This window comes from Photorhabdus asymbiotica, assembly GCF_003634575.1.
In the GTDB taxonomy this organism is placed as follows: Bacteria; Pseudomonadota; Gammaproteobacteria; order Enterobacterales; family Enterobacteriaceae; genus Photorhabdus; species Photorhabdus asymbiotica.
On the sequence record NZ_RBLJ01000001.1, the window covers coordinates 1289183 to 1314760 of the forward strand.

At 40.9% G+C, this 25578-nt stretch carries 22 protein-coding genes and 1 other RNA gene; 7 read left to right on the forward strand and 16 right to left on the reverse strand.

The window, feature by feature from the left end; all coding sequences use genetic code 11:
* Positions 1-43: 43 nt before the first annotated feature.
* A complete protein-coding gene (locus BDD30_RS05655) occupies positions 44-619 on the reverse strand; it encodes a YecA/YgfB family protein (protein ID WP_012777328.1) in 576 nt (191 codons plus the stop codon).
* Positions 620-805: 186 nt separating this feature from the next.
* Between BDD30_RS05655 and zapA the strand changes: the two genes are divergently transcribed.
* The 3 genes from zapA (at position 806) to BDD30_RS05670 (ending at position 2069) form a co-directional block, all read left to right on the forward strand.
* Positions 806-1135, forward strand: coding sequence for a cell division protein ZapA (gene zapA / locus BDD30_RS05660; protein WP_012777327.1), 330 nt, complete (start codon positions 806-808; stop codon positions 1133-1135).
* A 112-nt stretch (positions 1136-1247) separates the two neighbouring features.
* A non-coding RNA gene (gene ssrS, locus BDD30_RS05665) (6S RNA) lies at positions 1248-1433 on the forward strand.
* Positions 1434-1472: 39 nt separating this feature from the next.
* A complete protein-coding gene (locus tag BDD30_RS05670; protein ID WP_012777326.1) occupies positions 1473-2069 on the forward strand; it encodes a 5-formyltetrahydrofolate cyclo-ligase in 597 nt (198 codons plus the stop codon).
* Between the two features lie 178 nt (positions 2070-2247).
* Here BDD30_RS05670 and serA read toward each other — a convergent pair whose 3' ends face one another.
* Positions 2248-3489: a phosphoglycerate dehydrogenase gene (serA, locus tag BDD30_RS05680; RefSeq protein ID WP_012777325.1), complete on the reverse strand. Its 1242-nt coding sequence runs from the start codon at positions 3487-3489 to the stop codon at positions 2248-2250.
* A gap of 272 nt (positions 3490-3761) precedes the next feature.
* Positions 3762-4421 (reverse strand): ribose-5-phosphate isomerase RpiA, encoded by a 660-nt coding sequence (gene rpiA / locus BDD30_RS05685; RefSeq protein WP_012777324.1) that lies wholly within the window; start codon positions 4419-4421, stop codon positions 3762-3764.
* A gap of 127 nt (positions 4422-4548) precedes the next feature.
* Between rpiA and BDD30_RS05690 the strand changes: the two genes are divergently transcribed.
* Positions 4549-5451, forward strand: coding sequence for a LysR family transcriptional regulator ArgP (locus BDD30_RS05690; RefSeq protein ID WP_012777323.1), 903 nt, complete (start codon positions 4549-4551; stop codon positions 5449-5451).
* Here BDD30_RS05690 and BDD30_RS05695 read toward each other — a convergent pair.
* Both BDD30_RS05695 and argO read right to left on the reverse strand, forming a co-directional pair.
* Positions 5448-6170, reverse strand: coding sequence for an oxidative stress defense protein (locus BDD30_RS05695; RefSeq protein WP_012777322.1), 723 nt, complete (start codon positions 6168-6170; stop codon positions 5448-5450). The genes BDD30_RS05690 and BDD30_RS05695 overlap by 4 nt on opposite strands.
* 112 nt (positions 6171-6282) lie before the next feature.
* A complete protein-coding gene (gene argO, locus BDD30_RS05700) occupies positions 6283-6912 on the reverse strand; it encodes an arginine exporter ArgO (protein WP_012777321.1) in 630 nt (209 codons plus the stop codon).
* Positions 6913-8096: 1184 nt separating this feature from the next.
* On the opposite strand from argO, the gene darE reads away from it, so the two are divergent.
* Together darE and BDD30_RS05710 are read left to right on the forward strand one after the other, a co-directional pair.
* Positions 8097-9395 (forward strand): darobactin maturation radical SAM/SPASM protein DarE, encoded by a 1299-nt coding sequence (darE, locus tag BDD30_RS05705; RefSeq protein WP_012777319.1) that lies wholly within the window; start codon positions 8097-8099, stop codon positions 9393-9395.
* Complete coding sequence (locus tag BDD30_RS05710) at positions 9395-9922, forward strand: GNAT family N-acetyltransferase (RefSeq protein WP_249039915.1); 528 nt, start codon at positions 9395-9397, stop codon at positions 9920-9922. Before darE ends, BDD30_RS05710 begins: the two co-directional genes overlap by 1 nt.
* A gap of 237 nt (positions 9923-10159) precedes the next feature.
* Here BDD30_RS05710 and mscS read toward each other — a convergent pair whose 3' ends face one another.
* Both mscS and BDD30_RS05720 read right to left on the reverse strand, forming a co-directional pair.
* Positions 10160-11032 carry a small-conductance mechanosensitive channel MscS gene (gene mscS, locus BDD30_RS05715; protein WP_012777317.1) on the reverse strand — a complete coding sequence of 291 codons (873 nt, stop codon included), beginning with the start codon at positions 11030-11032 and terminating at the stop codon, positions 10160-10162.
* Between the two features lie 137 nt (positions 11033-11169).
* Positions 11170-11541: a YacL family protein gene (locus BDD30_RS05720; RefSeq protein ID WP_012777316.1), complete on the reverse strand. Its 372-nt coding sequence runs from the start codon at positions 11539-11541 to the stop codon at positions 11170-11172.
* A gap of 372 nt (positions 11542-11913) precedes the next feature.
* Between BDD30_RS05720 and BDD30_RS05725 the strand changes: the two genes are divergently transcribed.
* Positions 11914-12210 carry a Dabb family protein gene (locus tag BDD30_RS05725; RefSeq protein WP_012777315.1) on the forward strand — a complete coding sequence of 99 codons (297 nt, stop codon included), beginning with the start codon at positions 11914-11916 and terminating at the stop codon, positions 12208-12210.
* A gap of 876 nt (positions 12211-13086) precedes the next feature.
* Here BDD30_RS05725 and acnB read toward each other — a convergent pair.
* The 9 genes from acnB to BDD30_RS05770 form a co-directional block, all read right to left on the reverse strand.
* Complete coding sequence (gene acnB, locus BDD30_RS05730; RefSeq protein WP_012777314.1) at positions 13087-15684, reverse strand: bifunctional aconitate hydratase 2/2-methylisocitrate dehydratase; 2598 nt, start codon at positions 15682-15684, stop codon at positions 13087-13089.
* A 467-nt stretch (positions 15685-16151) separates the two neighbouring features.
* A complete protein-coding gene (lpdA, locus tag BDD30_RS05735) occupies positions 16152-17579 on the reverse strand; it encodes a dihydrolipoyl dehydrogenase (RefSeq protein WP_041381642.1) in 1428 nt (475 codons plus the stop codon).
* Positions 17580-17773: 194 nt separating this feature from the next.
* On the reverse strand, positions 17774-19366 hold the full coding sequence (gene aceF / locus BDD30_RS05740) for a pyruvate dehydrogenase complex dihydrolipoyllysine-residue acetyltransferase (protein WP_012777312.1): 1593 nt from the start codon (positions 19364-19366) through the stop codon (positions 17774-17776).
* A gap of 14 nt (positions 19367-19380) precedes the next feature.
* Positions 19381-22044, reverse strand: a complete 2664-nt coding sequence (gene aceE, locus BDD30_RS05745) for a pyruvate dehydrogenase (acetyl-transferring), homodimeric type (protein WP_012777311.1) — start codon at positions 22042-22044, stop codon at positions 19381-19383.
* Positions 22045-22232: 188 nt separating this feature from the next.
* Positions 22233-22997 (reverse strand): pyruvate dehydrogenase complex transcriptional repressor PdhR, encoded by a 765-nt coding sequence (pdhR, locus tag BDD30_RS05750; protein ID WP_012777310.1) that lies wholly within the window; start codon positions 22995-22997, stop codon positions 22233-22235.
* A gap of 708 nt (positions 22998-23705) precedes the next feature.
* Positions 23706-24074, reverse strand: a complete 369-nt coding sequence (locus BDD30_RS05755) for a hypothetical protein (RefSeq protein ID WP_012777309.1) — start codon at positions 24072-24074, stop codon at positions 23706-23708.
* A 38-nt stretch (positions 24075-24112) separates the two neighbouring features.
* Entirely contained in the window at positions 24113-24385 is a 273-nt protein-coding gene (locus tag BDD30_RS05760) for a hypothetical protein (protein WP_231849190.1), read from the reverse strand.
* A 338-nt stretch (positions 24386-24723) separates the two neighbouring features.
* Entirely contained in the window at positions 24724-24945 is a 222-nt protein-coding gene (locus BDD30_RS05765; protein WP_012777306.1) for a helix-turn-helix domain-containing protein, read from the reverse strand.
* An 8-nt stretch (positions 24946-24953) separates the two neighbouring features.
* A complete protein-coding gene (locus tag BDD30_RS05770) occupies positions 24954-25511 on the reverse strand; it encodes a hypothetical protein (RefSeq protein ID WP_231849189.1) in 558 nt (185 codons plus the stop codon).
* Between the last annotated feature and the right edge of the window lie 67 nt (positions 25512-25578).

Consider the following 25578-nt stretch of genomic DNA (forward strand, 5'->3'; position numbering starts at 1 on the left):
CTCCTGCGACTTAATTAATTATTTTGAGTTCAATAAATACCAATTAATGCAATGTTGGCTTATCATTTTTTGCGATTGATACGGCTTTAGCCTCAGTAAACGCGATATAGCAAAGTTGGGCGGCAACCCGCACATATTCCAGGACCTCTTCCAGTGCTTGAGCTAGCTCTTCATGATCATCACCCTCTTCATAACCAAGCAGGCCGATGCTACGCAGGTCACTAATAATCTCACTAACTTCTTTCTTTTCTGTCAGCTTTGGTTGAGCGACGCCCAACCCCAATAAAAAGTGATTTACCCAACCTGCCAATGCATCAGCTCGTTCAAACACACTATCTTCTTCATCAGGCAACAATAAATGGAATGTGAAATTACTGTCATCCAATGATTCAAATGTACTTTCACGTAATTCACGCAATTGCTGAGCCAATGGATGGGAAAAAGCTAAGCCATCATTAGCTAAATCATGAACTAAAGCCTGCCAGCTGCTATCGCGATTACCGCCGCACAGCAGGCCGCTAATCAACCCATGCATCTCTGAGGCTGTCAGTGCTACTGACTGCTGATGCAATATTTCGTCAAAAGATTGATAATCTGGTAATGAATTCTGTATAGACATGTGTATTGGTCATCGTTGACGGTGGAAGTTCATGCTATGCTACCACCAAGGGGAGTCGCTATACCAGACAACAGCGGTAGCTAATCGTTAGTTATCTGCCGGTATCGCGTTGTAATGATTGGCGCTGGTTTCAATTCTACAATTCAGAATTAAAACTGGAGCGCAGTAATAAGTCAGGAAGGGGTCATGTCTGCACAACCAGTAGATATCCAGATTTTTGGGCGATCATTACGTGTCAATTGTCCATCAGAACAGAAAGAAGCACTGCTAGCTGCCGCTGTGGAACTTGAACAACGTTTAGAAAATTTAAAAGAACGCACCAGAGTAAGCAATACTGAACAACTGGTTTTTATTGTGGCATTGAATATCTGTCATGAGCTGGCACAAGAAAAAGTGAAAACTCGTGACTATGCCTACAATATGGAACAGAAAATAAAGATGCTTCAACAGACTATAGAGCAGGCATTAATGGAACAAGGTCGCACCACTGAGCGTACTATTGCACCAAATAAATGAATTTTATTGATAAATCATACATTAGTGAATGAATCGTTCGATAATTAAGTTGATTTCTGTATTTAGTTTCATACAATAGGCCCTATAAAGTTGCTTAGTAAGTGCTGAATAAATTTCTCTGAGATGTTCGTTAACGGGGAAAGTCCCCTGAGCCGATATTTCATACATTATAGAATGTAGTGCTCCGTAGCCGGTGTGCATGCTCGGTCCGTCCGAGAAGCCTTAAGGACACGACGCTACGTTCACCTTGAACCAAGGGTTCAAGGGTTACTACCTGTAACGGCATCTTGGAGAACCTCATTTCTAATATTATTTCCGCTATTAACAGGCAGGTTCCATGCAATCAGATCCCCTGTTATCACTGAGGCAGAACCTCAGAAAACAAATGCGCCAAAAACGCCGAGAATTGTCCCCTGAACAGCAATCTCTTTTTGCAAAACAAGTTGCTGAGCGCGCGATTAACCATCCAAAAATTCTCCAGGCTAATAACATCGCGTTGTTTCTTTCATTCGACGGTGAAATTAATACGCGCCCATTAATTAGCCTGCTTTGGCAACAAAACAAGCAGATTTATCTGCCTGTATTGCACCCTTTCAGCCGTCACCATTTGTTATTTTTACACTATCAACCGAATACTAAACTTGTCAGAAATCGTTTCAATATAGAAGAGCCATTACTGAATGTTCAGCAAGTTTTACCCTTATTTGAACTGGATATCATGATGATTCCGCTGGTTGCCTTTGACCACACAGGACAACGGCTTGGCATGGGAGGCGGATTTTACGATCGCACTCTCAGCCAATGGCAACAAAAAAATTTCTATCCAATTGGTCTGGCTCATAACTGCCAATTAGTTGATTCACTGCCATCTGCTAAGTGGGATATCCCACTCCCCGAAATCATCACTCCTGAAAAGAACTGGCAATGGCAGTAAAAAATGGGCACACCGTATATACCTAATAGATTTCGAGTTGCAGCGCGGCGGCAAGTGAACGAATCCCCAGGAGCATAGATAACTATGCAACTGGGGTGAGTGAAAGCAGCCAACAAAGCAGTAACTTGAAAGATGAAGGGTATAATTCGCCCATTTATCTCATGTCATGCCAAAATAATTAGTAAAGCAGACGTGAACGAATAGTGCCCGGCAACGCTTTCAGTTTTTGAAATACCATTTCAGCCTGAGCGGGAGTTTCAGTCACAATATCAATAACTACGTAACCCATATCCCCGCTGGTACGCAAGTACTGAGCAGCGATATTGATATCCTGTTCAGCAAATACCTGGTTAATACTGTTCAGTATACCTGGACGATTTTCGTGAATATGCAAAAACCGGTTAGTATCGTCAGCATGAGCAGGAAGGGAAACTTCCGGGAAATTTACTGCCGATAAGGTAGAACCATTATCAGAATACTTTGCCAGTTTTCCTGCTACTTCATAACCAATGTTTTCCTGTGCTTCCTGAGTAGAACCACCGATATGTGGAGTCAGTAACACATTATCAAATTTACGCAGAGGCGATTCAAACGGATCATTATTAGTTGCCGGTTCAACCGGGAACACATCCACCGCCGCCCCTGACAGGTGCTCACTTTCCAGGGCATCACATAATGCCGGAATATCCACTACCGTTCCGCGTGAAGCATTGATCAGGATAGCCCCCGGTTTCATCAAGGCAAGTTCTGTCGTACCCATCATATTCTTAGTTGATGGTGTTTCTGGTACATGCAAGCTGACCACATCACTCATATTCAGTAATTCTGATAAATGACGTACCTGATGAGCATTACCTAATGGCAGTTTGTTTTCAATATCGTAAAAATAAACATCCATACCAATACTTTCAGCCAGAATACCAAGCTGAGTACCAATATGACCGTAACCGATAATACCTAATTTTTTACCGCGAACTTCATAGCAGCCCTTAGCCTGCTTATCCCACACGCCACGATGAGCTTTTGCATTCGCTAAAGGAATGCGACGCAGTAACAACAACAACTCACCGAGTACCATCTCAGCAACAGAACGAGTATTAGAAAACGGTGCATTAAAGACAGGAATACCACGTTTGGCTGCGGCTTTCAGATCAACTTGGTTAGTTCCGATACAAAAACACCCGACAGCAACTAGTTTTTCCGCAGCCTGAAAAATGTCTTCTGTTAGTTGTGTGCGAGAACGGATACCAACAAAATGGGCGTCACGAATTGCTTCTTTTAACTCTTGGGAATCTAACGCCCCTTTATGATATTCGATATTGCTATAGCCTGCTCCTCGCAGATTTTCCACCGTGCTCTGATGAACACCTTCCAATAGCAAAAATTTAATCTTATCTTTTTCCAGAGATACTTTAACCATTTATCCAGCCTATTGTTACGCTTCGTTACATTTTAGATTCATTCTCTCAACATAACAAAAAAAACAGACACAGCAATATAAACGATTGCTATCCTTATCCAACAAGCCTCAATAAAAGCGTTATTATGCAGAACAAAATGATGTAGGAAAGAACAAAATCAGGATTTAGACTATATAATCATTGGAGTAATAAGATATATCACTAAATTTTTACTTATCATTAAGCGTGAAAAAATTTTAAGGGCGAAAGATTCCGCCCTTTATAAATAATATCATTGAGTGATGGTTTTCACTCCATCTAATGCTCCCATCAATACAACATCTGCACCACGATTAGCAAACAGACCGACAGTCACTACACCTGCAATACCATTAATTTTATTCTCTAACTCAATAGGATCGAGAATTGATAAATTATGAACATCAAGGATTACATTACCGTTATCAGTCACAACATTCTGGCGATATTTGGGTACACCTCCCAATTTAACTAATTCACGAGCAACATACGAGCGAGCCATCGGAATCACTTCAACTGGCAGAGGGAATCTCCCCAATACATCAACTTGTTTAGAAGCATCAACGATACAAACAAATTTCTTCGCTATTGCAGCAATGATTTTTTCACGGGTCAATGCAGCACCACCGCCTTTAATCATCTGCATATTGCTATTGATTTCATCTGCGCCATCAACATAGATATCAAGAGAATCCACTTCATTACAATCAAGTATAGGAATTCCCAAACTTTTTAACTTCTCAGTAGAAGCCTCAGAGCTAGAGACTGCCCCTTTAACCTGGTCTTTAATTGAGCCAAGAGCATCAATAAAATGCGAAGCCGTCGAACCCGTCCCCACCCCCACAATCGTTCCTGGCGTGACAAATTCGAGCGCCGCCCAACCTACTGCTTTTTTCAGTTCATCCTGAGTCATATCAATTCACTGCCCATATCAGTTACTAAGGAAAGCCTGTCGGCTAGTATAAACAATAATTTGCCTCATCCACTGAAAAAATATGGCATAGTGCAATACAGCAAAATAAATGGAGAATCTTTCTGTAATGAAACGCCCTGATTACCGAACACTGCAAGCCCTGGACGCTGTTATCCGTGAGCGTGGTTTCGAACGCGCTGCCCAGAAACTCTGTATCACTCAGTCCGCAGTTTCTCAACGTATCAAACAATTGGAGAATCTGTTCGGTCAGCCTCTGCTGGTGCGCACCGTTCCTCCTCGCCCCACCGAACAGGGGCAAAAGCTACTGGCACTCTGGCATCAGGTAGAATTACTGGAAGAACAATGGCTGGGCGATGAATATGGTATAGATACTCCACTCCTGCTTTCACTAGCAGTCAACGCTGACAGTCTAGCCACCTGGTTATTACCGGCATTGCACCCGGTACTCGCTGATTTGCCTATCCGACTAAATATTCAAGTTGAAGATGAAACCCGTACTCAGGAACAACTGAGAAGAGGTGAAGTCGTTGGCGCAGTCAGTATTCAACCTCAACCATTACCGAGTTGTCTGGTCGATAAACTAGGGGCTCTAGATTACCTATTTGTTGCCTCACCAGAATTTGCGGCCCGTTATTTTCCAAATGGAGTTACCCGTTCCGCGTTACTGAAAGCCCCTGCGGTAGCATTCGACCACCTGGACGATATGCATCAAGCATTTTTACAACAGAACTTCGACTTATCACCGGGCAGTGTTCCATGTCATATCGTCAACTCATCTGAAGCGTTTGTACAATTAGCAAAACAGAGTTCTACTTGTTGTATGATCCCGCACTTGCAGATTGATAAGGAGTTGGAAAGCGGTGAATTGATCGATCTAACACCCGGTTTATGTCAGCGCCGGATGCTTTATTGGCATCGCTTTGCACCGGAAAGCAGAACGATGAAAAAAGTGACTGACGCCCTGCTGAAACTTGGGCGTCAGATGTTAAGACAAAATGACTCTCATTAATGCTTTAGTTCAAATACAACATCAACTTGATCGCTGAAGTTGATGCTATCCTGCCGGTAAGTTTCCCCCACACCAGCAGCACCTCCCGCCATAAGCACATCACTATTTTGGTACTTCATACGACCAATCGCTTCTGGCGCTCGATAATTAATGCTATATATTGAACCCAATTTGCTGTTAAAACCTTTAGCCAGTGCACCAGCCTGCTCAATTGCATTCTCGATTGCTTTCTGACGAGCTTCATCTCGATATTTTTGTGGATCGTCTACACCAAATTCAACAGACGCGATTTCATTCAAACCCGCTTTTAATGCACCATCAAGCAGAGCATTAAGCTGATCCAACTTACGAATCTTCACCTCCACTGAACGAATTGCACGATAACCTTTAAGCGTAGACTTACCAGACACTCCATCATACTCATAATCAGGCTGAGTACGCAGATTCGCCGCATTAATATCTTTCTTTTCAATACCGTTCTTTTTCAGAAAATCAAAATATTTAGTAACAAGCTCATCAACCTGTTTTTTAGCACCAGAAGCATCTTTAGCAGAAATATTGACGTTAATTATCAACGTTGCCATATCTGGTTCTGCTTTAACTATCGCATTACCAGAAGTAATAATATGCGGAACCGCGGGTAAATCAGCCGCCTGTGCAACAGGAGACAAACCTCCTGCACTTAACATTGCAGCCAAACCCAATGATTTTAATTTCACACAACCTCCGTAGAAAATCTGTTACGAAAAAATTTATCCCCCGGAAAGACCGAAATATACACGGGATAAATAAAACACTAACACACACTCTGTAAGCAAAGAAGTACCTGAGTTAACCAGAAATTATCAATCCCTGTTTAGCAAGTTGCCAGGCTATATACCACATCACAATACAGATAAACCCATTAATAATCCGTTGAGAACGTGGTTTATTCAGTACAGGTGAAAACCATGCAGCCAGAAATGCCAGAGCAAAAAACCAACTGACAGAAGCACTTGCTGCACCAAAAGTAAACCATAGCCTAAGGTCTGAGGATAGCTGACCACCAATACTTCCCAGAATGACAATAGTATCCAGATAAACATGCGGATTTAACCAAGTGACAGCAAAGATGATCGCAATGACCCGCCAACGATTTTTGGCTACACTGTCACTGCCAGACTGTTCCAATTCAAGATTCGTATGTAGAACTGCACGAAAAGCTCCCCAGCCGTACCACAATAAAAACGCTACGCCCCCCCAAGTGACAAATTGTAGTAGTAAAGTTGACTGCCCAAGCAATGCACTACCACCAAACACACCGACTCCAATCAGAAAACCATCGCTGATAGCACACAAAGTTGCACTCATTAGATGGAATTGCCTCCTACTTCCTTGTTGCATAACAAAAGCATTTTGTGGACCAAGAGGTAAAATCATCGCTGCACTAAGAAAAAAACCCTGCAAAAATGTCGTTAACATAAAAAAATCCCCCAATAATTATTCACTTTACTTTTCAAGACGCTAAATATTAGGAAGAATAGCTCATTAGAGGAAATAAATATTTCTAATCGATCATTAGAAATTTTAATACCTGTTGAAATATAACTTTTTTACAGGAATCCCATTTTATTAATTTAAAGGAAATCAAGACAATACCCATCCAAGACATTAATAAATCTATTAATTCTGTAAAAATTAAGAAAAAAATAATTTTGATAAAAATTTCAATTTCATGCTGTTAGTAATTATTATTACTACTGCACTCACTGTCATAGATAACTATTTTTCTCCGAAGTAATCTAGAAAAAACATTAAACCAATCCAAAACAATAAAATATTATATTAACACAGAAATAAAATATTACCGACATCAATTTCAGTCATAAACCCTTTAATTATAACCACATGACAAAAATAACTTGTCACGAGAGATTGCAAACACTTAATTATTTACTTTATAAAATGAGATGATGATAAAAAAACCATAAAAGACCTAGGTATTATTGGAATTTATTCACAACATTGACTATTATCTAATTACTGACTATCAAGCCAATAGAAAATGAGGTTTGCATATGAACGTATCTACAAAAAATCATGATGCTAAATTATTCCCTCAAGGGGATAATAGTAAAAATAGAGATAATAGAGAGACTAATAATAACAGAGACAAATCAGAATACGAGAATTACCCAGAACTTTCTCAATGGACCTTTAGATTCTAAACACGAATAATTCAACTTATACCCAATAAATTTCGAGTTGCAGCGCGGCGGCAAATGAACGAATCCCCAGGAGCATAGATAACTATGTGATTGGGGTGAGTGAAAGCAGCCAACAAAGCAGCAACTTGAAGGATAAAGGGTATATACCCAATGGATTTCAAGATGCATCGCGACGGCAAAGGAGCGAATCCCCGGGAGCATAGAGAACTATGTGACCGGGGTGAGTGAGTGCAGCCAACAAAGAGGCAACTTGAAAGATGACGGGTATAAACAATGGCATTGGTAGTCAGTACTTATACCTAAGACTAATCCCATTAACGTTATTTTATTTATTATTTTTCATTCGCAATACTGATGTACTGCATATGCGTATTAATAATTTTACACGGTCTTAATTAAAAACCATCTACAACAATAATACTTAAAAGAGAGGTTAAGATGAGCGAAAAAATAGAAGTAATAAATATAGATGAAAATAGCGACATGAGTACTAATTACACTAAAAAAAGACCTAAAATCCCTCAGGAACTATACGCATATGAAGATATAAAGAAAATTCCAATCCAAGATATCCTTTCTGATGAGGAAATAGAAATTTATGAAAATGAAATGCAGAAAAAAATAGAAGTAAAACCGTTGGGTTCAAATAAACTTGTGGTTGTTACCAAAGCGACCAGATTATGCAATTTAAGATGTTCCTACTGCCATTCATGGGCTGAAGGGAAAAATAATACAATGAGTTTTAGTAGCTTAGTTGCCATGACGAAAAGGATACTTGATATTCCCGATTTAATTAGAATTGAATTTGTCTGGCATGGCGGTGAAGTTACAAGATTAAGACCTGAATTTTTCATGAAATTCATTTGGTTACAGCAACATATTAAAAGAGATAACCAATTCGTTACCAATGCGATACAAACAAATGCTGTAAATATAAGTGAAAAATGGATCGAATTAATAAAAAGATTGAATATTAGCGTTGGAATAAGTCTTGATGGCCACCCCGAAATTAATGATAGCAGAAGAGTTGATCTAAAAGGCATTGGTACTTCTAAAAGAATAGAAAAAACAATACAAACATTTAGAAATAACAACATTAAATATGGCGGGCTAGTTGTCGTTGATCGGCTTATACTTGAATCAAATAAAAGAGAACTATTAGACTATTTTGCAAGAATACACCTCCATGATCTTGTTTTTCTAGATATTGTTCCAGATAACAGGTTGCTTCCTGGAGAATCTCCAGGTGATAGTTATATCAATTACTTCGAATACATGGACTTTCTCTCAGAACTATTTCTGATCTGGTGGAAGGAATATAAAGACACAATTAACATTCCTTTATTTAACTCATTTGTTGGTGTTTTGAAAGGTGCTAGTAATGTTCTGATGTCATGTTATTGGTCAGAAAAATGCCATCAAGAAGTTGTTACAATTGAGCCAAATGCAACCGTATCTGCCTGTGATAAATACGTCGGAAGCGAAAATTTTTATTATGGTTCATTACTAGATAATGATTTAAAAACATTATTAGAGAACTCTATACATTATGAAAAATCAGAAAAAGAAGAAATCGATAATAATAACAACATGAAAAATTGCCAGTGGTTTAATCTATGTCATGGTGGATGCCCACAAACGAGAATAAGTAACAGAAAACATAACAAAATGTACTCAGATACATTAGCATGTTGCGGAACTGACAAGCTACTTAATACAATATCAGGAGTGTTATGATGGAAAATAACAATCAAAACACTAATCTTAATAAGAATGAAATAAATAAATTAATTTTCGTAGAATCAACATTGAGCAATAAAGAAATCATTGACATACATGATATAATGACGAGCTCAGGCGAATTAAGACCTATTACATACCTTAAGTTATGTCAACGTGAGATTAAAGAATCAAAGAGAATAGTTCTACTATGTCGTCATAATACAGAGTTTGTCGGCATGGCACACATTCTCTTAATATCCGAGCGTACATCATTTAATGACCTGGGAATTATTGAACTCCATGACCTTTGGATTAATCCAAAGTGGAGGAGAAATGGCATAGCACTTCCTTTCACTCGTAAATTAGAGGAAATTTGTTATCAAAGACTTAAAGTAAAAACGGTTGGCCTGGCGATACAACTCTATAAAAACAATGAATATATTTTACGATTTTATATGAAAATTGGGTATAAACCTATTGATTTACAATTAGACGGTTCCAATACTGTATTATGGATGACAAAAGAAATAGAACCTTTTTAAGTGATTGATATTGAACTATCAATATCAGAGTCTATCCCAATAGGCGTAATTGTTACAAACCATAGCAAATAAAACAGCCAGATGGTTGTTCGAAATAAGGGATCATTTTGCGGCAATTCAATCCGGTCTGAGCAATCACAAAATCAGTAAATCACCAACCGGACTGAATTCTGCCAATAATAGCACCAACATCGATACCTCAATATACGCGCTGAGGATCGAGATAATAACCAAACTCTAATCGCTTACTCTATTCCGCGACATAGCCTGATTCTGATGCAGATACACATCCATTTGTGGATAAGGAATACCGATATTGTGCTTATCTAATGCGCGTTTAAAGTTCTCCATCAAATCCCAATAAACGTCCCAAGCATCACCATTGGTAGTCCATACACGCACAATAAAATTCAGCGAGGATGGCGCCATTTCATGTAAACGGACCGTCGCACCTTTGTCATGCTGAATACGGCTGTCTGCCGCAATTACGTCGCCCAACACTTTTTTAACTTCATCAATATCCGCATCATAGGCAACTCCAACCATTATCTGAGTTCGACGGTTTGGTTCACGACTGGTATTAATAACATTATCTGCAATAATTTTCCCATTCGGAATAACAATGATTTTGTCATCGGCTGTACGTAATGTGGTAGAGAAAATCTGTACCTGAATCACTGTGCCTTCAACGGCTCCCAGAATAACATATTCACCCGCACGAATTGGACGGAAAGCGACCAGCAACACGCCTGCGGCAAAGTTGGACAGAGAACCCTGTAAAGCCAAACCAACGGCCAAACCAGCAGCACCGATAACCGCAATCACCGAAGCTGTCTGAACACCTAACTTACCCAAGACCGCAATAATAGTGAACGCAATAATCAAATAACGGGCAACAGCAGCCAGAAAATCTGACACAGTTACATCAATGCCACGCAACGACATAACTCTTTTCACGCCCTTACTGACTAATCTTGCCGCCATCAACCCCAATACAAGAATCAGTACAGCAGCAACAATATTGACCAAATATTGAATGATTAAATCCTGATGACTGATAAACCAGTTTGTAGCCTCATTAAGACCACCAGACAGACTGATATCTTCCATTAAAACCACCTTGATTATTTAGCAATTCAACTATAATAAAATAAGCAAAACTACCTGATGACTATGACTCATAGCAAGTATTCATCGCAAGAAAAAACTATCGTGTCAGAAAATTATTTCTGTCTATACACAAATTCTTATCGATAGTTTTTGTGCAAAATAAAATCCCGATAATTGGACAACATATCAATAAAATCCTTGGTACCACAAAAGGCCAGGCTTTCATTATCGTAATAACTCATGCCCTCCTCTAGCGAATCAGTTTCAAATTCAAGCTGATTGGCACGAACCATAACCTCTTCATCATCCATTAACAGCGTATATTCGTGACCCACAAGCTGCCATTGACGTTCACTACCTTTAATCTCATCCAGCACTGCGGCAATCTTATCTATCACTGTTAAATCACCTTTAACTTCTTCATTCAGCCACTGACCAATAGCTTCATGGTCCATTGAGAATCGGCTAGTTACCTTCCCGGTAACATCCAGTAAAAATTCATAGTCCATCATTAACCTCCGGTGCATTCTTTTCATTCTAATATTTCCTAGCAATTCCGCCCCAGAATCAGCCTACAAACAGACAAGAAGTGTGAGATGCCTTTATGCTGACACAACGATATGGTTTGCACCTGGATAACCGAAATGTCCATCCCAAGCTATTCTTGCAGCTTGTGTCCGCTATGGCTTTCATCAGAGGAGAGTTCAGCCTTAAGTGCAAATATAGACAAATATACTATAATTAATAATATCTCAGAGAAACAAAAACAGCAAAATCGAACACACGTCCACTAATTGATGAGATATATTCAAGAGTCTTGCAATACAAGCATTTATTTTCTATCTTGTCTGGAAAAACAAAGACACTTTTCAGGAGCCATTATGATACGTCATATTCTTTTGTTAAAATTTACACCCGAAATAAAAGAGCAGCAATTAATGACGATAAGAGATACCGCTATTTCTATGCAATATCGAATCAATGGTATTTCTTCCGTTGAGTGGGGTGGTAATGTCAGTAGTGAAAATAAAAATAAAGGTTTTACACATGCTATCACTATGACATTTGATGATCATAACGCTATTTCAAGCTATTTATCTCACCCAGTGCATGACGAATTAAAAGATCTCCTTATAGATTCTGTCGACGATATCATTGTCTTTGATTATGAAGTGTAATTTTCACTTCTGGGTAATACCTCTCTGCGAATCAATGTTCATGCTGGCGCGCCTAAGAATAATTAGACGCGCCAATTATCGGAAGAAATTAGGCTGACGTAAATTCCCATAGAAAATTTAAATACTTAACCAACAATAAACACTATATAAACAAGTTTATAAATTTTCCTATTTATAAGAGATATAAAATAGGAGTTTTTTCTCTCTTTTTAAGCTGCTAACAAACCAATTTAAAAAAGAAGAGGTGTTTTCTCATCACCGAAAACAGGATCGAAAAGTAATAACGGTTAAATGGATTCAAGCAATGTAAAACAAGTTTAAACTAACGTATCTAAAGTATCTCAGTTTTGTATAAAAAATTCATATAATAACGCCGTCAGTAACCCATTTCGTATTCTATTAAATCATTTATTTGGGGATTTTGTTATGCCAATTTTTTATCATCGATGATTTAATTGGTTTATGACAAAGTTTATTATCAATTAAAAACATTATTAGAATCAGCCTTTTGAGAAATATATTGCTTTATTAACCTATATATTTTTATTTATCCTTTTTACCGGAAACATAAACATTAACAGCGCCAATTTTTACTTCTCACTTTTCACTGATAGATTTATGATAGGCAGGTTTTAAACTGTTATTAAAAACCACTGTTTTAACCTCCAATTTTAATCGGTATAAAGTTTTAACCGTTTTTTACTACTTTTAACACCTGTTTTTTGTTAAGTTTAATCATCATAGGAAATAGTACGAAAACCAGTAATTCACATGATTTAACCTGAAGTAAGTCGGAAGCGGCGGAGTAAATAAAAACTCAGCATTAAAAATGGGAGGTTTTTACCTCCCATTCGCTCGTACTGCAATGTATTGGAATTACACCGCAGTTTGGAAAATCACATCACCCGCTTTTTCAGTGTATTGATTCAATTGATCAAAGTTAAGATAACGATAAGTATCTTCTGCGGTTTCATCAACTTTATCCATAAATTGCTGGTACTCTTCCGGTGTAGGCAAACGCCCCAATAAAGAAGCCACAGCAGCCAGTTCAGCCGATGCCAGATAAACATTCGCCCCCGTCCCTAAACGGTTCGGGAAGTTACGGGTCGACGTGGAAACCACAGTTACACCGTCAGCAACACGCGCCTGGTTACCCATACACAAGGAACAACCAGGAATTTCAATCCGCGCCCCACTTTTACCAAAGATGCTGTAATAACCTTCCTCTGTAAGTTGAGCCGCATCCATTTTTGTTGGCGGAGCAACCCACAAACGAGTTGGTAATTGACCTTTATGTTGATCCAATAATTTACCGGCTGCACGGAAATGACCAATGTTAGTCATACAAGAACCGATGAAAACTTCATCAATTTTACTATTAGCGACATCAGACAACAAACGCGCATCATCGGGATCATTCGGTGCGCATAAAATGGGTTCTTTAATTTCAGCCAGATCGATTTCAATCACCGCTGCATATTCTGCATCAACATCGGCTTCCAGCAGTTGAGGATCTTTCAGCCAGTTTTCCATACCTGTTACACGACGTTCCAGTGTACGACGGTCACCATAACCTTCAGCAATCATCCATTTCAGCAATACAATATTGGATTGCAAGTATTCGATAATAGGTGCTTTATCCAGTTTAATGGTGCAACCCGCCGCAGAACGTTCCGCAGATGCATCCGCCAGTTCAAATGCCTGTTCAACTTTTAGATCTGGCAAACCTTCGATTTCGAGAATACGGCCAGAGAAGATGTTTTTCTTACCTTTCTTTTCAACCGTCAGCAGACCTTGCTGAATCGCATAGTAAGGAATCGCATGAACCAAATCACGCAAAGTAATACCGGGCTGCATCTGCCCTTTAAAACGAACCAACACAGATTCTGGCATATCCAAAGGCATCACCCCCGTCGCAGCAGCAAACGCCACCAGACCAGAACCTGCCGGGAAGGAAATACCAATCGGGAAACGAGTATGAGAATCACCGCCAGTACCTACGGTATCAGGCAACAGCATACGGTTCAGCCATGAGTGAATGATGCCATCGCCGGGACGCAAAGAAACACCGCCACGATTCATAATGAAGTCAGGCAAGGTATGGTGAGTAGTAACGTCAACTGGCTTAGGATAAGCAGCGGTATGGCAGAATGACTGCATTACCAGATCCGCAGAAAAACCCAAACACGCCAGATCTTTCAGTTCGTCACGAGTCATTGGGCCAGTAGTATCCTGAGAACCAACAGAAGTCATCTTAGGTTCGCAGTATTCACCTGGGCGAATACCCACGGTGCCACATGCCCGGCCAACCATTTTCTGAGCCAAGGAGAAACCACGGCTGCTTTTCTCAATCGCTTTCGCCTGACGAAATACATCACTTTGCGGTAAACCTAGAGACTCACGCGCCTTACTGGTCAAACCACGACCAATAATCAGTGGAATACGGCCACCAGCACGAACTTCATCCAGCAATACATCTGTTTTTAGTTCAAATTCAGCCAGCAGTTCATTAGTTTTATGGCTACGCACTTCACCTTTATATGGATAAATATCAATCACATCACCCATATTCAGCTTAGTAACATCCAGCTCTATTGGCAGTGCACCAGCATCTTCCATCGTATTAAAGAAGATTGGTGCAATCTTACCGCCCAGAACAACGCCACCACCACGTTTGTTTGGCACAAAGGGAATATCTTCGCCCATAAACCACAGCACTGAATTAGTCGCCGATTTACGGGAAGATCCTGTACCCACAACGTCACCGACATAAGCCAGCGGGTAGCCTTTCTTATTCAATTCTTCAATCTGTTTAATTGGTCCAACAACACCAGCTTGATCTGGAACAATCCCTTCACGGGCGTTTTTCAGCATAGCCAGAGCATGCAATGGGATATCAGGACGCGACCACGCATCCTGCGCAGGAGATAAGTCGTCAGTGTTTGTTTCACCCGTCACTTTAAATACGGTGACAGTGATTTTTTCTGCCAGTTCAGGGCGTTCCAGATACCACTGCGCATCAGCCCAAGACTGCATAATTTGTTTGGCTTGTGGATTACCTGCTTTTGCTTTTTCTTCTACATCATAGAAGTTGTCAAACATCAACAGCGTATGAGAGAGCGCTTTTGCTGCAATTGGAGCCAGTTTTTCATTATCCAGAGCATCAATCAAAGGATGAATATTATAACCACCCTGCATCGTTCCAAGCAGTTCAACCGCTCTTTCTGGCGTGATTAATGGTGAGGTGGTTTCACCCTTTGTAATGGCGGCCAGAAAACCAGCTTTTACATATGCCGCTTCATCAACACCAGGGGGAACACGGTTAATCAGCAGATCTAACAGGAAATCTTCTTCACCTTTTGGTGGACTCTTCAGTAACTCAACCAGCGCCGCCGCTTGTGTCGCATCCAATGGCTTAGGGACAACGCCTTGGGCTGCACGCTCAGCCACGTGCTTGCGGTATTCTTCTAGCACGACTTTCTCCTCGCTCTCATTGTCATTTTATCTACCCGGCTCTGCACCCGCCTTAGAACCTATCTCATCAAAAAACTATCGTCTTTGCGCAATAATATGTATTTTCGCAACAATAATCCCTCCTGGGACAGGTTATGAGTTATGGTTCCGGGTGCCAGGTCAGAGGATTGCCAGCATAACTTAGCAAGTGCAAATTAAGTTATGCCCAGCTTCGGGCGCCCAGCATACCAAAATTTGAATGCGATGTTAATTCGTTCACATAAAAGTAACATTAACTGATAGTAATATTCTGAATTAACAGCAGACAAAGCTATCAAAACAGATTATTCCTCTGATTTTTACCAGTAACACCTAAAAAAGCCACACTTTTTATACCGCATTTCATTAAACAGGTCATACCAGAATAAAAAACGGCTTTCATACAAATGAAAGCCGCTTCGGTAAATTAAACTGATCGATTTAAGAAATTATTTCTTTTTCTTAGCCTTAGCATTTGGCAAATCAGTAATGCTACCTTCAAAGATTTCAGCAGCCAAACCTACAGATTCATGCAGTGTTGGATGAGCATGGATAGTCAATGCGATATCTTCTGCATCACAACCCATTTCAATTGCCAGGCCGATTTCACCCAGCAGTTCACCACCGTTAGTACCAACAATGGCGCCACCGATAATACGATTACTTTCTTTATCGAAAATCAGTTTGGTCATACCGTCAGCACAATCAGAAGCGATAGCACGACCAGAAGCAGCCCATGGGAAGGTTGCTGTTTCATAGCTGATGCCTTTTTCTTTCGCTTCTTTCTCAGTCAAACCAACCCATGCAACTTCTGGTTCAGTGTAAGCAATAGATGGAATAACTTTTGGATCAAAGTAGTGTTTCTTACCAGAAATAACTTCCGCCGCAACGTGGCCTTCGTGAACACCTTTATGTGCCAACATTGGCTGACCAACAATGTCACCAATAGCAAAGATGTGCGGTACATTAGTACGCATTTGCTTATCAACATGGATAAAGCCACGGTCATCAACTTCAACACCTGCTTTACCCGCATCCAGCATTTTACCGTTAGGTACACGACCAATGGCAACCAGAACCGCGTCATAACGCTGTGGTTCTGCCGGTGCGTTTTTGCCTTCCATCGTGACGTAGATACCATCTTCTTTGGCTTCTACTACCGTCACTTTCGTTTCCAGCATCAGATTGAATTGCTTACTGATACGTTTGGTAAATACTTTCACCACATCTTTATCAGCCGCAGGGATAACCTGATCCAACATTTCGACAACATCGATCTGAGAACCCAAAGCGTGGTAAACGGTTCCCATTTCCAGACCGATAATACCTCCGCCCATTACCAGCAAACGTCCTGGAACCGTTGTCAGAGCTAGTGCATCAGTAGAATCCCATACGCGAGGATCATCATGAGGGATGAATGGCAATTGGATAGGACGGGAGCCAGCGGCAATAATGGCGTTATCAAAATTAATCGTTGTTGCGCCACCTTCACCTTCAACAACTAACGTGTTAGCACCCGTAAATTTACCAACACCATTAACAACTTTAACTTTGCGGCCTTTAGCCATACCAGCCAGACCACCGGTCAACTGATTGATAACTTTTTCTTTCCAGACACGGACTTTTTCAATATCAGTCTTTGGCTCACCAAAAACAATACCGTGATTTGCCAGAGCCTTAGCTTCTTCAATAACTTTTGCTACGTGAAGCAATGCCTTAGAAGGGATACAACCAACGTTAAGACAAACACCACCCAAGGTAGAGTAACGTTCCACCAGGACGGTTTCCAAACCTAAATCCGCGCAACGAAAAGCAGCAGAATACCCTGCTGGACCTGCCCCAAGCACCACAACCTGGGTTTTAATTTCAGTACTCATCATGACCTCTTAATTGTTTGTCCGGCGGGTCAGACGCCAAAAACGATATATTCCACCGGGACCTACACACCGCGAGCAGTTTACAGAATTGTTAATAACCTGAAAAGCGCGTTAACGTGACAGAACTCGCAACAAACCAACCGTTTCCTGCCACAGCTATAACAATCAGGCCGGCATACGGCCGGCCTTTGAGATTACATCACCAGACGGCGGATATCGCTCATTGCATGATTAATAAATGTAATGAAACGTGCACCATCAGCCCCATCGATCACTCGATGGTCGAAGGAAAGTGACAGAGGCAGCATCAGGCGTGGTACAAATTCTTTACCATTCCAGACTGGCTTCATCGATGAGCGAGATACACCCAGGATAGCCACTTCCGGCGCATTGACGATTGGCGTAAATGCTGTGCCGCCGATACCGCCCAAGCTTGAGATAGTGAAGCATCCACCCTGCATATCAGATGCAGTCAGTTTGCCAGCACGCGCTTTCTTAGACATTTCAGTCAGCTCACGGGACAATTCGATGATGCCTTTCTTATTAACGTCACGGAACACTGGAACCACCAGACCATTAGGTGTATCAACTGCCACACCAATGTTGATGTATTTTTTCAGCGTCAGTTTCTGGCCATCTTCCGAGATAGAGCTGTTAAAGCGCGGCATCTCTTCCAGCGCTTTTGCTACCGCTTTCATGATGAATACCAGCGGGGTGATCTTCACACCAAGCTGTTTCTTATCAGCTTCCTGATTCTGCTGTTTACGGAAGTTTTCAACTTCAGTGATATCCGTTTCATCGAACTGCGTAACATGCGGGATCATCACCCAGTTACGGCTCAGGTTAGCACCAGAGATTTTCTGAATACGGCCCAGTTCAACTTCTTCAATTTCACCAAATTTGCTGAAATCAACTTTCGGCCAAGGCAACATACCCGGTAGACCACCACCAGCTGACGCAGGAGCCGATTCAGCACGTTTAACCGCGTCTTTCACGTAAGCCTGAACGTCTTCACGCAGAATACGACCTTTACGACCCGTACCTTTCACCTTAGCCAGGTTAACACCAAATTCACGGGCCAGACGACGGATAACCGGTGTTGCATGAACATAAGCATTATTTTCTGCGAAGTCGTTTTTATCTGCTTCTACGAAACTTCTGCTCTCTATAACGGGCACCACTTTTTCTGGTTCAGCCGCTGGCGCTGGAGCAGAAGCCACAGGAGCAGGCGCTGCACCCGCGACTTCAAATACCATAATCATAGAATCGGTTTTTACTTTATCACCGACTTTGATTTTAATGTCTTTAACGATACCGGCGAATGGTGCAGGCACTTCCATTGAAGCCTTATCACCTTCCACGGTAATCAGTGACTGCTCCGCTGTAACTGTATCGCCGATTTGAACCATCACTTCGGTTACTTCAACTTCATCACCGCCGATATCCGGTACATGAACATCCATAGCCGCAGAAGCCACTGATTCCGGCTCTGCCATACGAGAAGATAGTGACATAACGGCTGATTCTTCAGCTGGTGCAGCTTCTACAACACCATCAGCAGAATCAAAAATCATAATCAATTTGCCAGTTTCAACTTTATTACCAACCGCAACTTTGATCTCTTTAACAACACCCGCTTGAGGGGATGGGACTTCCATCGAAGCCTTATCACCTTCGACTGTGATTAGCGATTGTTCAACTTCCACTGTATCGCCAACTTTCACCATGATTTCGGTGACTTCAACTTCATCTGCACCGATATCCGGTACCTTAATTTCGATAGCCATTGGTTCTTTACCTCTTATGCCAGACGCGGGTTAACTTTCTCTGGGTTAATGTTGTATTTCTTGATTGCTTCTTCCACAACATTCACATCGATTTCACCGCGTTTAGCCAATTCACCCAGAGCAGCAATTACCACGTAGGAAGCATCAACTTCAAAGTGATGACGCAGGTTTTCACGGCTGTCAGAACGACCAAAACCGTCAGTACCCAATACGCGGAATTCGCTTGCAGGGATGAAGTTACGAATTTGTTCTGCGAACAGTTTCATATAATCAGTAGAAGCAACTGCTGGTGCTTCATTCATGATCTGAGCAACATAAGGCACACGTGGCGTTTCTGTTGGATGCAACATATTCCAACGCTCACAATCTTGACCATCACGAGCCAGTTCAGTGAATGAAGTTACGCTGTATACATCAGAACCCACACCATAATCGTTAGCCAGAATCTGCGCTGCCTCACGAACATGACGCAAGATGGAACCAGAACCTAGCAACTGAACTTTACCTTTACTACCTTCTAGGCTTTCCAGTTTATAGATACCTTTACGGATACCTTCTTCTGCACCTTGTGGCATCGCTGGCATGTGGTAGTTTTCGTTCAGCGTAGTGATGTAGTAGTAAATGTTTTCTTGTTTCTCACCATACATACGCTCCAGACCATCATGCATAATTACAGCAACTTCATAAGCAAATGCTGGATCGTAAGAGATGCAGTTAGGAATAGTCAGAGACTGAATGTGACTATGGCCATCTTCGTGTTGCAGGCCTTCACCATTCAGAGTAGTACGACCTGAGGTACCACCAATTAAGAAACCACGAGCCTGCTGGTCACCTGCTGCCCAGCACAGGTCACCAATACGCTGGAACCCGAACATAGAGTAGTAAATGTAGAACGGAATCATTGGCAGGTTATTAGTACTGTAAGACGTTGCCGCCGCCAGCCATGATGAACCGGCACCTAGTTCATTGATACCTTCTTGCAGAATCTGACCTTTGGAATCCTCTTTATAGTAAGCAACCTGCTCACGGTCCTGCGGGGTATACTGCTGACCGTTAGGACTGTAGATGCCGATCTGACGGAACAAACCTTCCATGCCAAAAGTCCGCGCTTCATCAGCAATGATTGGCACCAGACGATCTTTGATTGATTTGTTCTTCAACATCACGTTCAAAGCACGAACAAAAGCAATAGTGGTCGAAATTTCTTTATTTTGTTCTTCCAACAACGCACCAAAATCTTCCAGTGTTGGCAGTTCCAGTTTCTCTTCAAAATGAGTGCGACGGCTCGGTAGATAGCCACCCAATGCCGCACGACGCTCATGCAAATATTTGTACTCTTCAGAATCTTTATCGAAAGTCACATACGGCAGATTTTCGAGTTGATCATCAGCCACAGCTACATTGAAACGATCACGGAAATGACGAACACCTTCCATATTCATCTTCTTAACCTGGTGAGCGATGTTTTTACCTTCCGCTGTATCACCCATACCGTAACCTTTGATAGTCTGAGCCAGGATAACCGTTGGTTTGCCGGTAGTTTCCTGCGCTTTTTTCAAAGCAGCAAAGACTTTCTTAGGATCATGACCACCACGGTTCAGCGCCCAAATCTGGTCATCTGTCATATCTTTGACTAATTCAGCGGTCTCTGGGTAACGGCCAAAGAAATGCTGACGCACATAAGCGCCATCTTTGGATTTGAACGTCTGGTAATCACCATCCAGAGTCTCGTTCATCAGTTGGATCAATTTGCCGCTGGTATCTTTACGCAACAGCTCATCCCAACGCTCACCCCAAAGCACTTTAATAACCTGCCAGCCTGCACCATCAAAAATGCCTTCCAGCTCGTTAACAATTTTGCCATTGCCTGTAACTGGACCATCCAGACGTTGCAGGTTACAGTTGATAACAAATACCAGGTTATCCAGTTTTTCACGAGTTGCGATCGTGATTGCGCCTTTAGATTCTGGCTCATCCATCTCTCCGTCACCCAAGAATGCGTAAACGGTTTGTTTAGATGTATCTTTCAGACCACGGTGTTCCAGATATTTCAGGAACTTAGCCTGATAGATAGCACCGATTGGCCCCAGTCCCATTGAAACCGTTGGGAATTGCCAGAATTCAGGCATCAGTTTTGGATGCGGATAAGAAGACAGACCGTTGCCATTAATTTCCTGACGGAAATTATTCATTTGTTCTTCAGTCAAACGACCTTCAAGGAAAGCACGAGCATAAACGCCCGGAGAAATGTGGCCCTGGAAATAAACCAAGTCACCGCCATCATTTTCATTACGGGCACGGAAGAAATGGTTAAAACAAACTTCATACATGGTTGCTGAAGACTGGAATGAAGCCATGTGGCCACCTAATTCCAGATCTTTTTTAGATGCCCGCAAAACAGTCATCACAGCGTTCCAACGAATAGCAGAGCGAATACGGCGCTCCAAATCCAGATTGCCAGGGTAAGCGGGCTCATCCTCAACAGCAATGGTATTGATATAATCGCGGTTAGCTGCACCTGCTGCAACATTCACGCCACCTTTACGTGCTTCGTTCAGTACCTGATCAATCAAGAACTGGGCACGATCAACACCCTCTTCACGGATGACCGATTCGATCGCCTGTAACCAGTCGCGAGTTTCGATCGGGTCCACGTCATTTTTCAAAATGTCTGACATGGTGTATTCCTTATCTGTTATCTGTTTCTAATGGTTATTTTGGAGCCTATCTTCCGGTCATACCTTTTGATGTTCCGCCGGTCATGACCGGAAGATAGGCCCTCACTGTTGTTGCCGCTAGCGCCCTCAGTTAAGGGACTCGACTAGCCATGCAGACGCAGCAAACTTCAGGATCTACATAGCTAATTTTATTCTGGATGTTGTTGGAGACGCCGTAATGATCGCTCGCGGCGGGTATGCTCACGGCTGAGATCCAATAAAACATCTTCAATAAAAGCTAAATGCCGGTGGGAAGCTTCTCGGGCCTTCTCCGGTTGTCTTGTCACTATAGCTTCAAAAATTTTTGCCCGATGATCACTGACAGCCGTCAGCATTTCTCGACGGGTATAAAGGAACTCAAAATTCTGCCGGATATTTTGTTCCAGCATAGGTGCCATACAACGCAATAAATGAAGGAGAACCACATTATGGGCAGCTTCAGTGACAACGAGTTGGTATTGTAGAACCGCATCGGATTCAGCATTAACATCACCACTTTGTTGAGCTTGTTGGATAACAAGGTGATGTTCCCGAATACGTTCAAAATCTTCGTCAGTTCCACGTAATGCCGCGTAATAGGCAGCAATACCTTCCAAAGCATGGCGAGTTTCAAGGAGATCAAACTGAGATTCTGGATGGCCAGCCAGTAATTGTGCCAATGGATCACTAAAACTTTGCCAGAGATTACTCTGAACGAATGTTCCGCCACCTTGACGGCGAAAGAGAAAGCCCTTAGCTTCCAACCGCTGAATAGCTTCGCGCAATGAAGGTCGTGACACATCAAATTGTTTCGCCAACTCACGTTCAGGTGGCAACTTCTCTCCGGGACGCAAAGATCCTTCAAGGATGAGATGTTCAATACGTTGCTCAATGACATCTGATAATTTTGGTTGGCGGATTTTACTATAAGCCATATTTACTGTAGCCAGTTAGAACCTATCTCATTAGGCTATTTTATTTGTCAAATTTGAACCTGGGGTGATTGCTCACACAAAAGTACTCGCTTTTGAATGCGCTTTAGTGCAACCCGAAGGACAATGAAGCGAGTCATCCTCATACACTACTTTTATACGCTCCGGGTTTGCGCACTATTCATGTTCAAACTGCCTGCATAATTCCTACTATATTCCTACTATCAAGATAGGCAATTAATGGGTAAACATTGCTTCGGTCTATGCCGGAGTCAATTGGTAATACCAATTTAAACCACAGACCCCTAAAAGTAACAAAGTATTCACCAACTGTCCATAAAGACCTTGTGCTAAATCATAAAAACCTGCAAATTTTAACAAATTTTTTTAAAAATTAGCAAAACCTGATAACTAATAGGCCAATAAATCCTCTACGACAACATTCTAATTTAACCTATTTTAAGGGTATAAATAGACATATTGAATCGTTACAGCAAGGAATAAGTATCATATTTATGCTAAAAATATAAATAATCAATCACAAGCCATTAACTTCAAACACAACTGTTATCTCATTAGGTTATAAATGTAGCTCAAATCAGTAAAACCGAGCGGCTAAAAATTGCGATCAGGAAGGAATAATGACAAATATGTGAGGAACCACCAGCAACAGTTCAACAAAACTCCCGCTGATGGGAAAAATGCACGATACTAAAACCAATAACGTGTTTTTTCATGCCACCCTTTTTTATACATACAGGAAGAAATTACCCAACGCCTTGCAGATTCATTTTTATCCCAACGCTCAACTTCAGCTTTTGGCACAGTGATGTAATGCCCACAAGATTTGTCTTTTTTCCCATCCTTATCTTCACAAGGGAAATGTTTTGTTTCATAAGAATGAACAATTTTGCTGTCCCAGTCTGGTGGAAAACGGAAATAACCCTGTTCCTTACATTCAGCATAATCTACGTCTCTATCAAACTGAGTTGCTCCTGGTTTTTCCCACGATGTACAACCGCTTAATACAGTAAATAATATAGATAAAGGAATAACAACTATTCTTTTTATAAAATTCATACAAAAATTCCTACAATTAAATAAAACAATCAAGGAAATTAAAAGTCAAAAGACATTCCAACACTATAATTTTCTTTTTCAAAAGATGGTCTCCCTCCGGATTGTATAACTTGTCTATCCTGAATTGGTGTATATTTATCAAAATTAGGTGTGGAATTCGTAGTATTTACTTTGACTCTGGTTCCTGAAATTATATCTTTAACATTACATTCAGAATAACCACACGCTGAAATATAACTACTATTCATCTTCGGTGTAGAACATCCGGTAACAATAAAAACTAATAATGAAATGATGAACAATTTATTCATTGTTAATATCCTTGAATTGCTGTATACGTTAAAAAAATTAATACAAATAAAAAGCAACCATATATAAATAAAGGCTATTTCTTACGTTCTATTAAATAATATCTACATATGCATTTTATCTTTCTGGCACCCCATGGAATATCAGAACAATCTCTTCCCATGGAAAAAAACATACCTTCATCACAGGGAAAAACCTGTTTTATTAGTATTCCATTAACACTCAGAAATAGCAAGCCAGATAAAAAACACGAAATAAGTGGTATTTTCATGCACTTAAAATGAGTTAATTAATATTAAATTCCACCTTACAAGATATCAAAAGACACCCAGTGACTTTATCAACTGTTATCCTCTTTATCTTCTACATATTCCAGTATATCTCCAGGCTGGCATTGCAAATGTTTACAAATTTTTTCCAATGTATCAATACGAATACCTTTTATCTTACCATTTTTCAGCAATGATAAATTTTGCTCAGTAATGCCGATAATTGCCGCCAACTCTTTAGACTTTACTTTCCTTTTAGCTAAGACCACATCCAGTCTTATTATAATACTCATGATGGTTCTCAGATAAAATAACGCTGCTCATCGCTGATCTTCTTAGACTCACGCATAATTAAGCTAAATATCAGAAGGAATACACCAAACATAATAATAAACAAAGATTCTGAATTAACGCCAAGCGAGAAACTAAATACCCGTTGTCCTTTTCCTAAATCCACAGATAACGCCATTCCTTGTAATGTATTAATCACAGGGTAAAGAAGTTGTTCCAGAATCATCAGGAAACCAATAATAAATGAACCGAAGATATTACGATCACTCCATATTTCACCTTTAGCAAACCGGAAAAACAAAATTCCAATCAATACATAAGAAGCTGTCGATATGATTCGTGGTATCGTATCCAGAGATATATAAAGTATCTGGCTTAATAAAGACTGTTTAAATCCTTTTGCAGTCAATGCAGGCATCAGATCACTATACGCCTGAAGAACAGCCTGGCGAGTGGAATCATGCCATAATGACCAGGAAGCAATATGGAATCCCATATCAGCAACCGCCATAACGCAAGCAATAATAATAGCCAGAAAGCTAAGAAGCCTGATTTTGGGGTTAGTCATAAACTCCTGTTTATCACACATCTTATGTTATTCCATTACATGCTCAACTAAACTTTCGTTAAAGTAC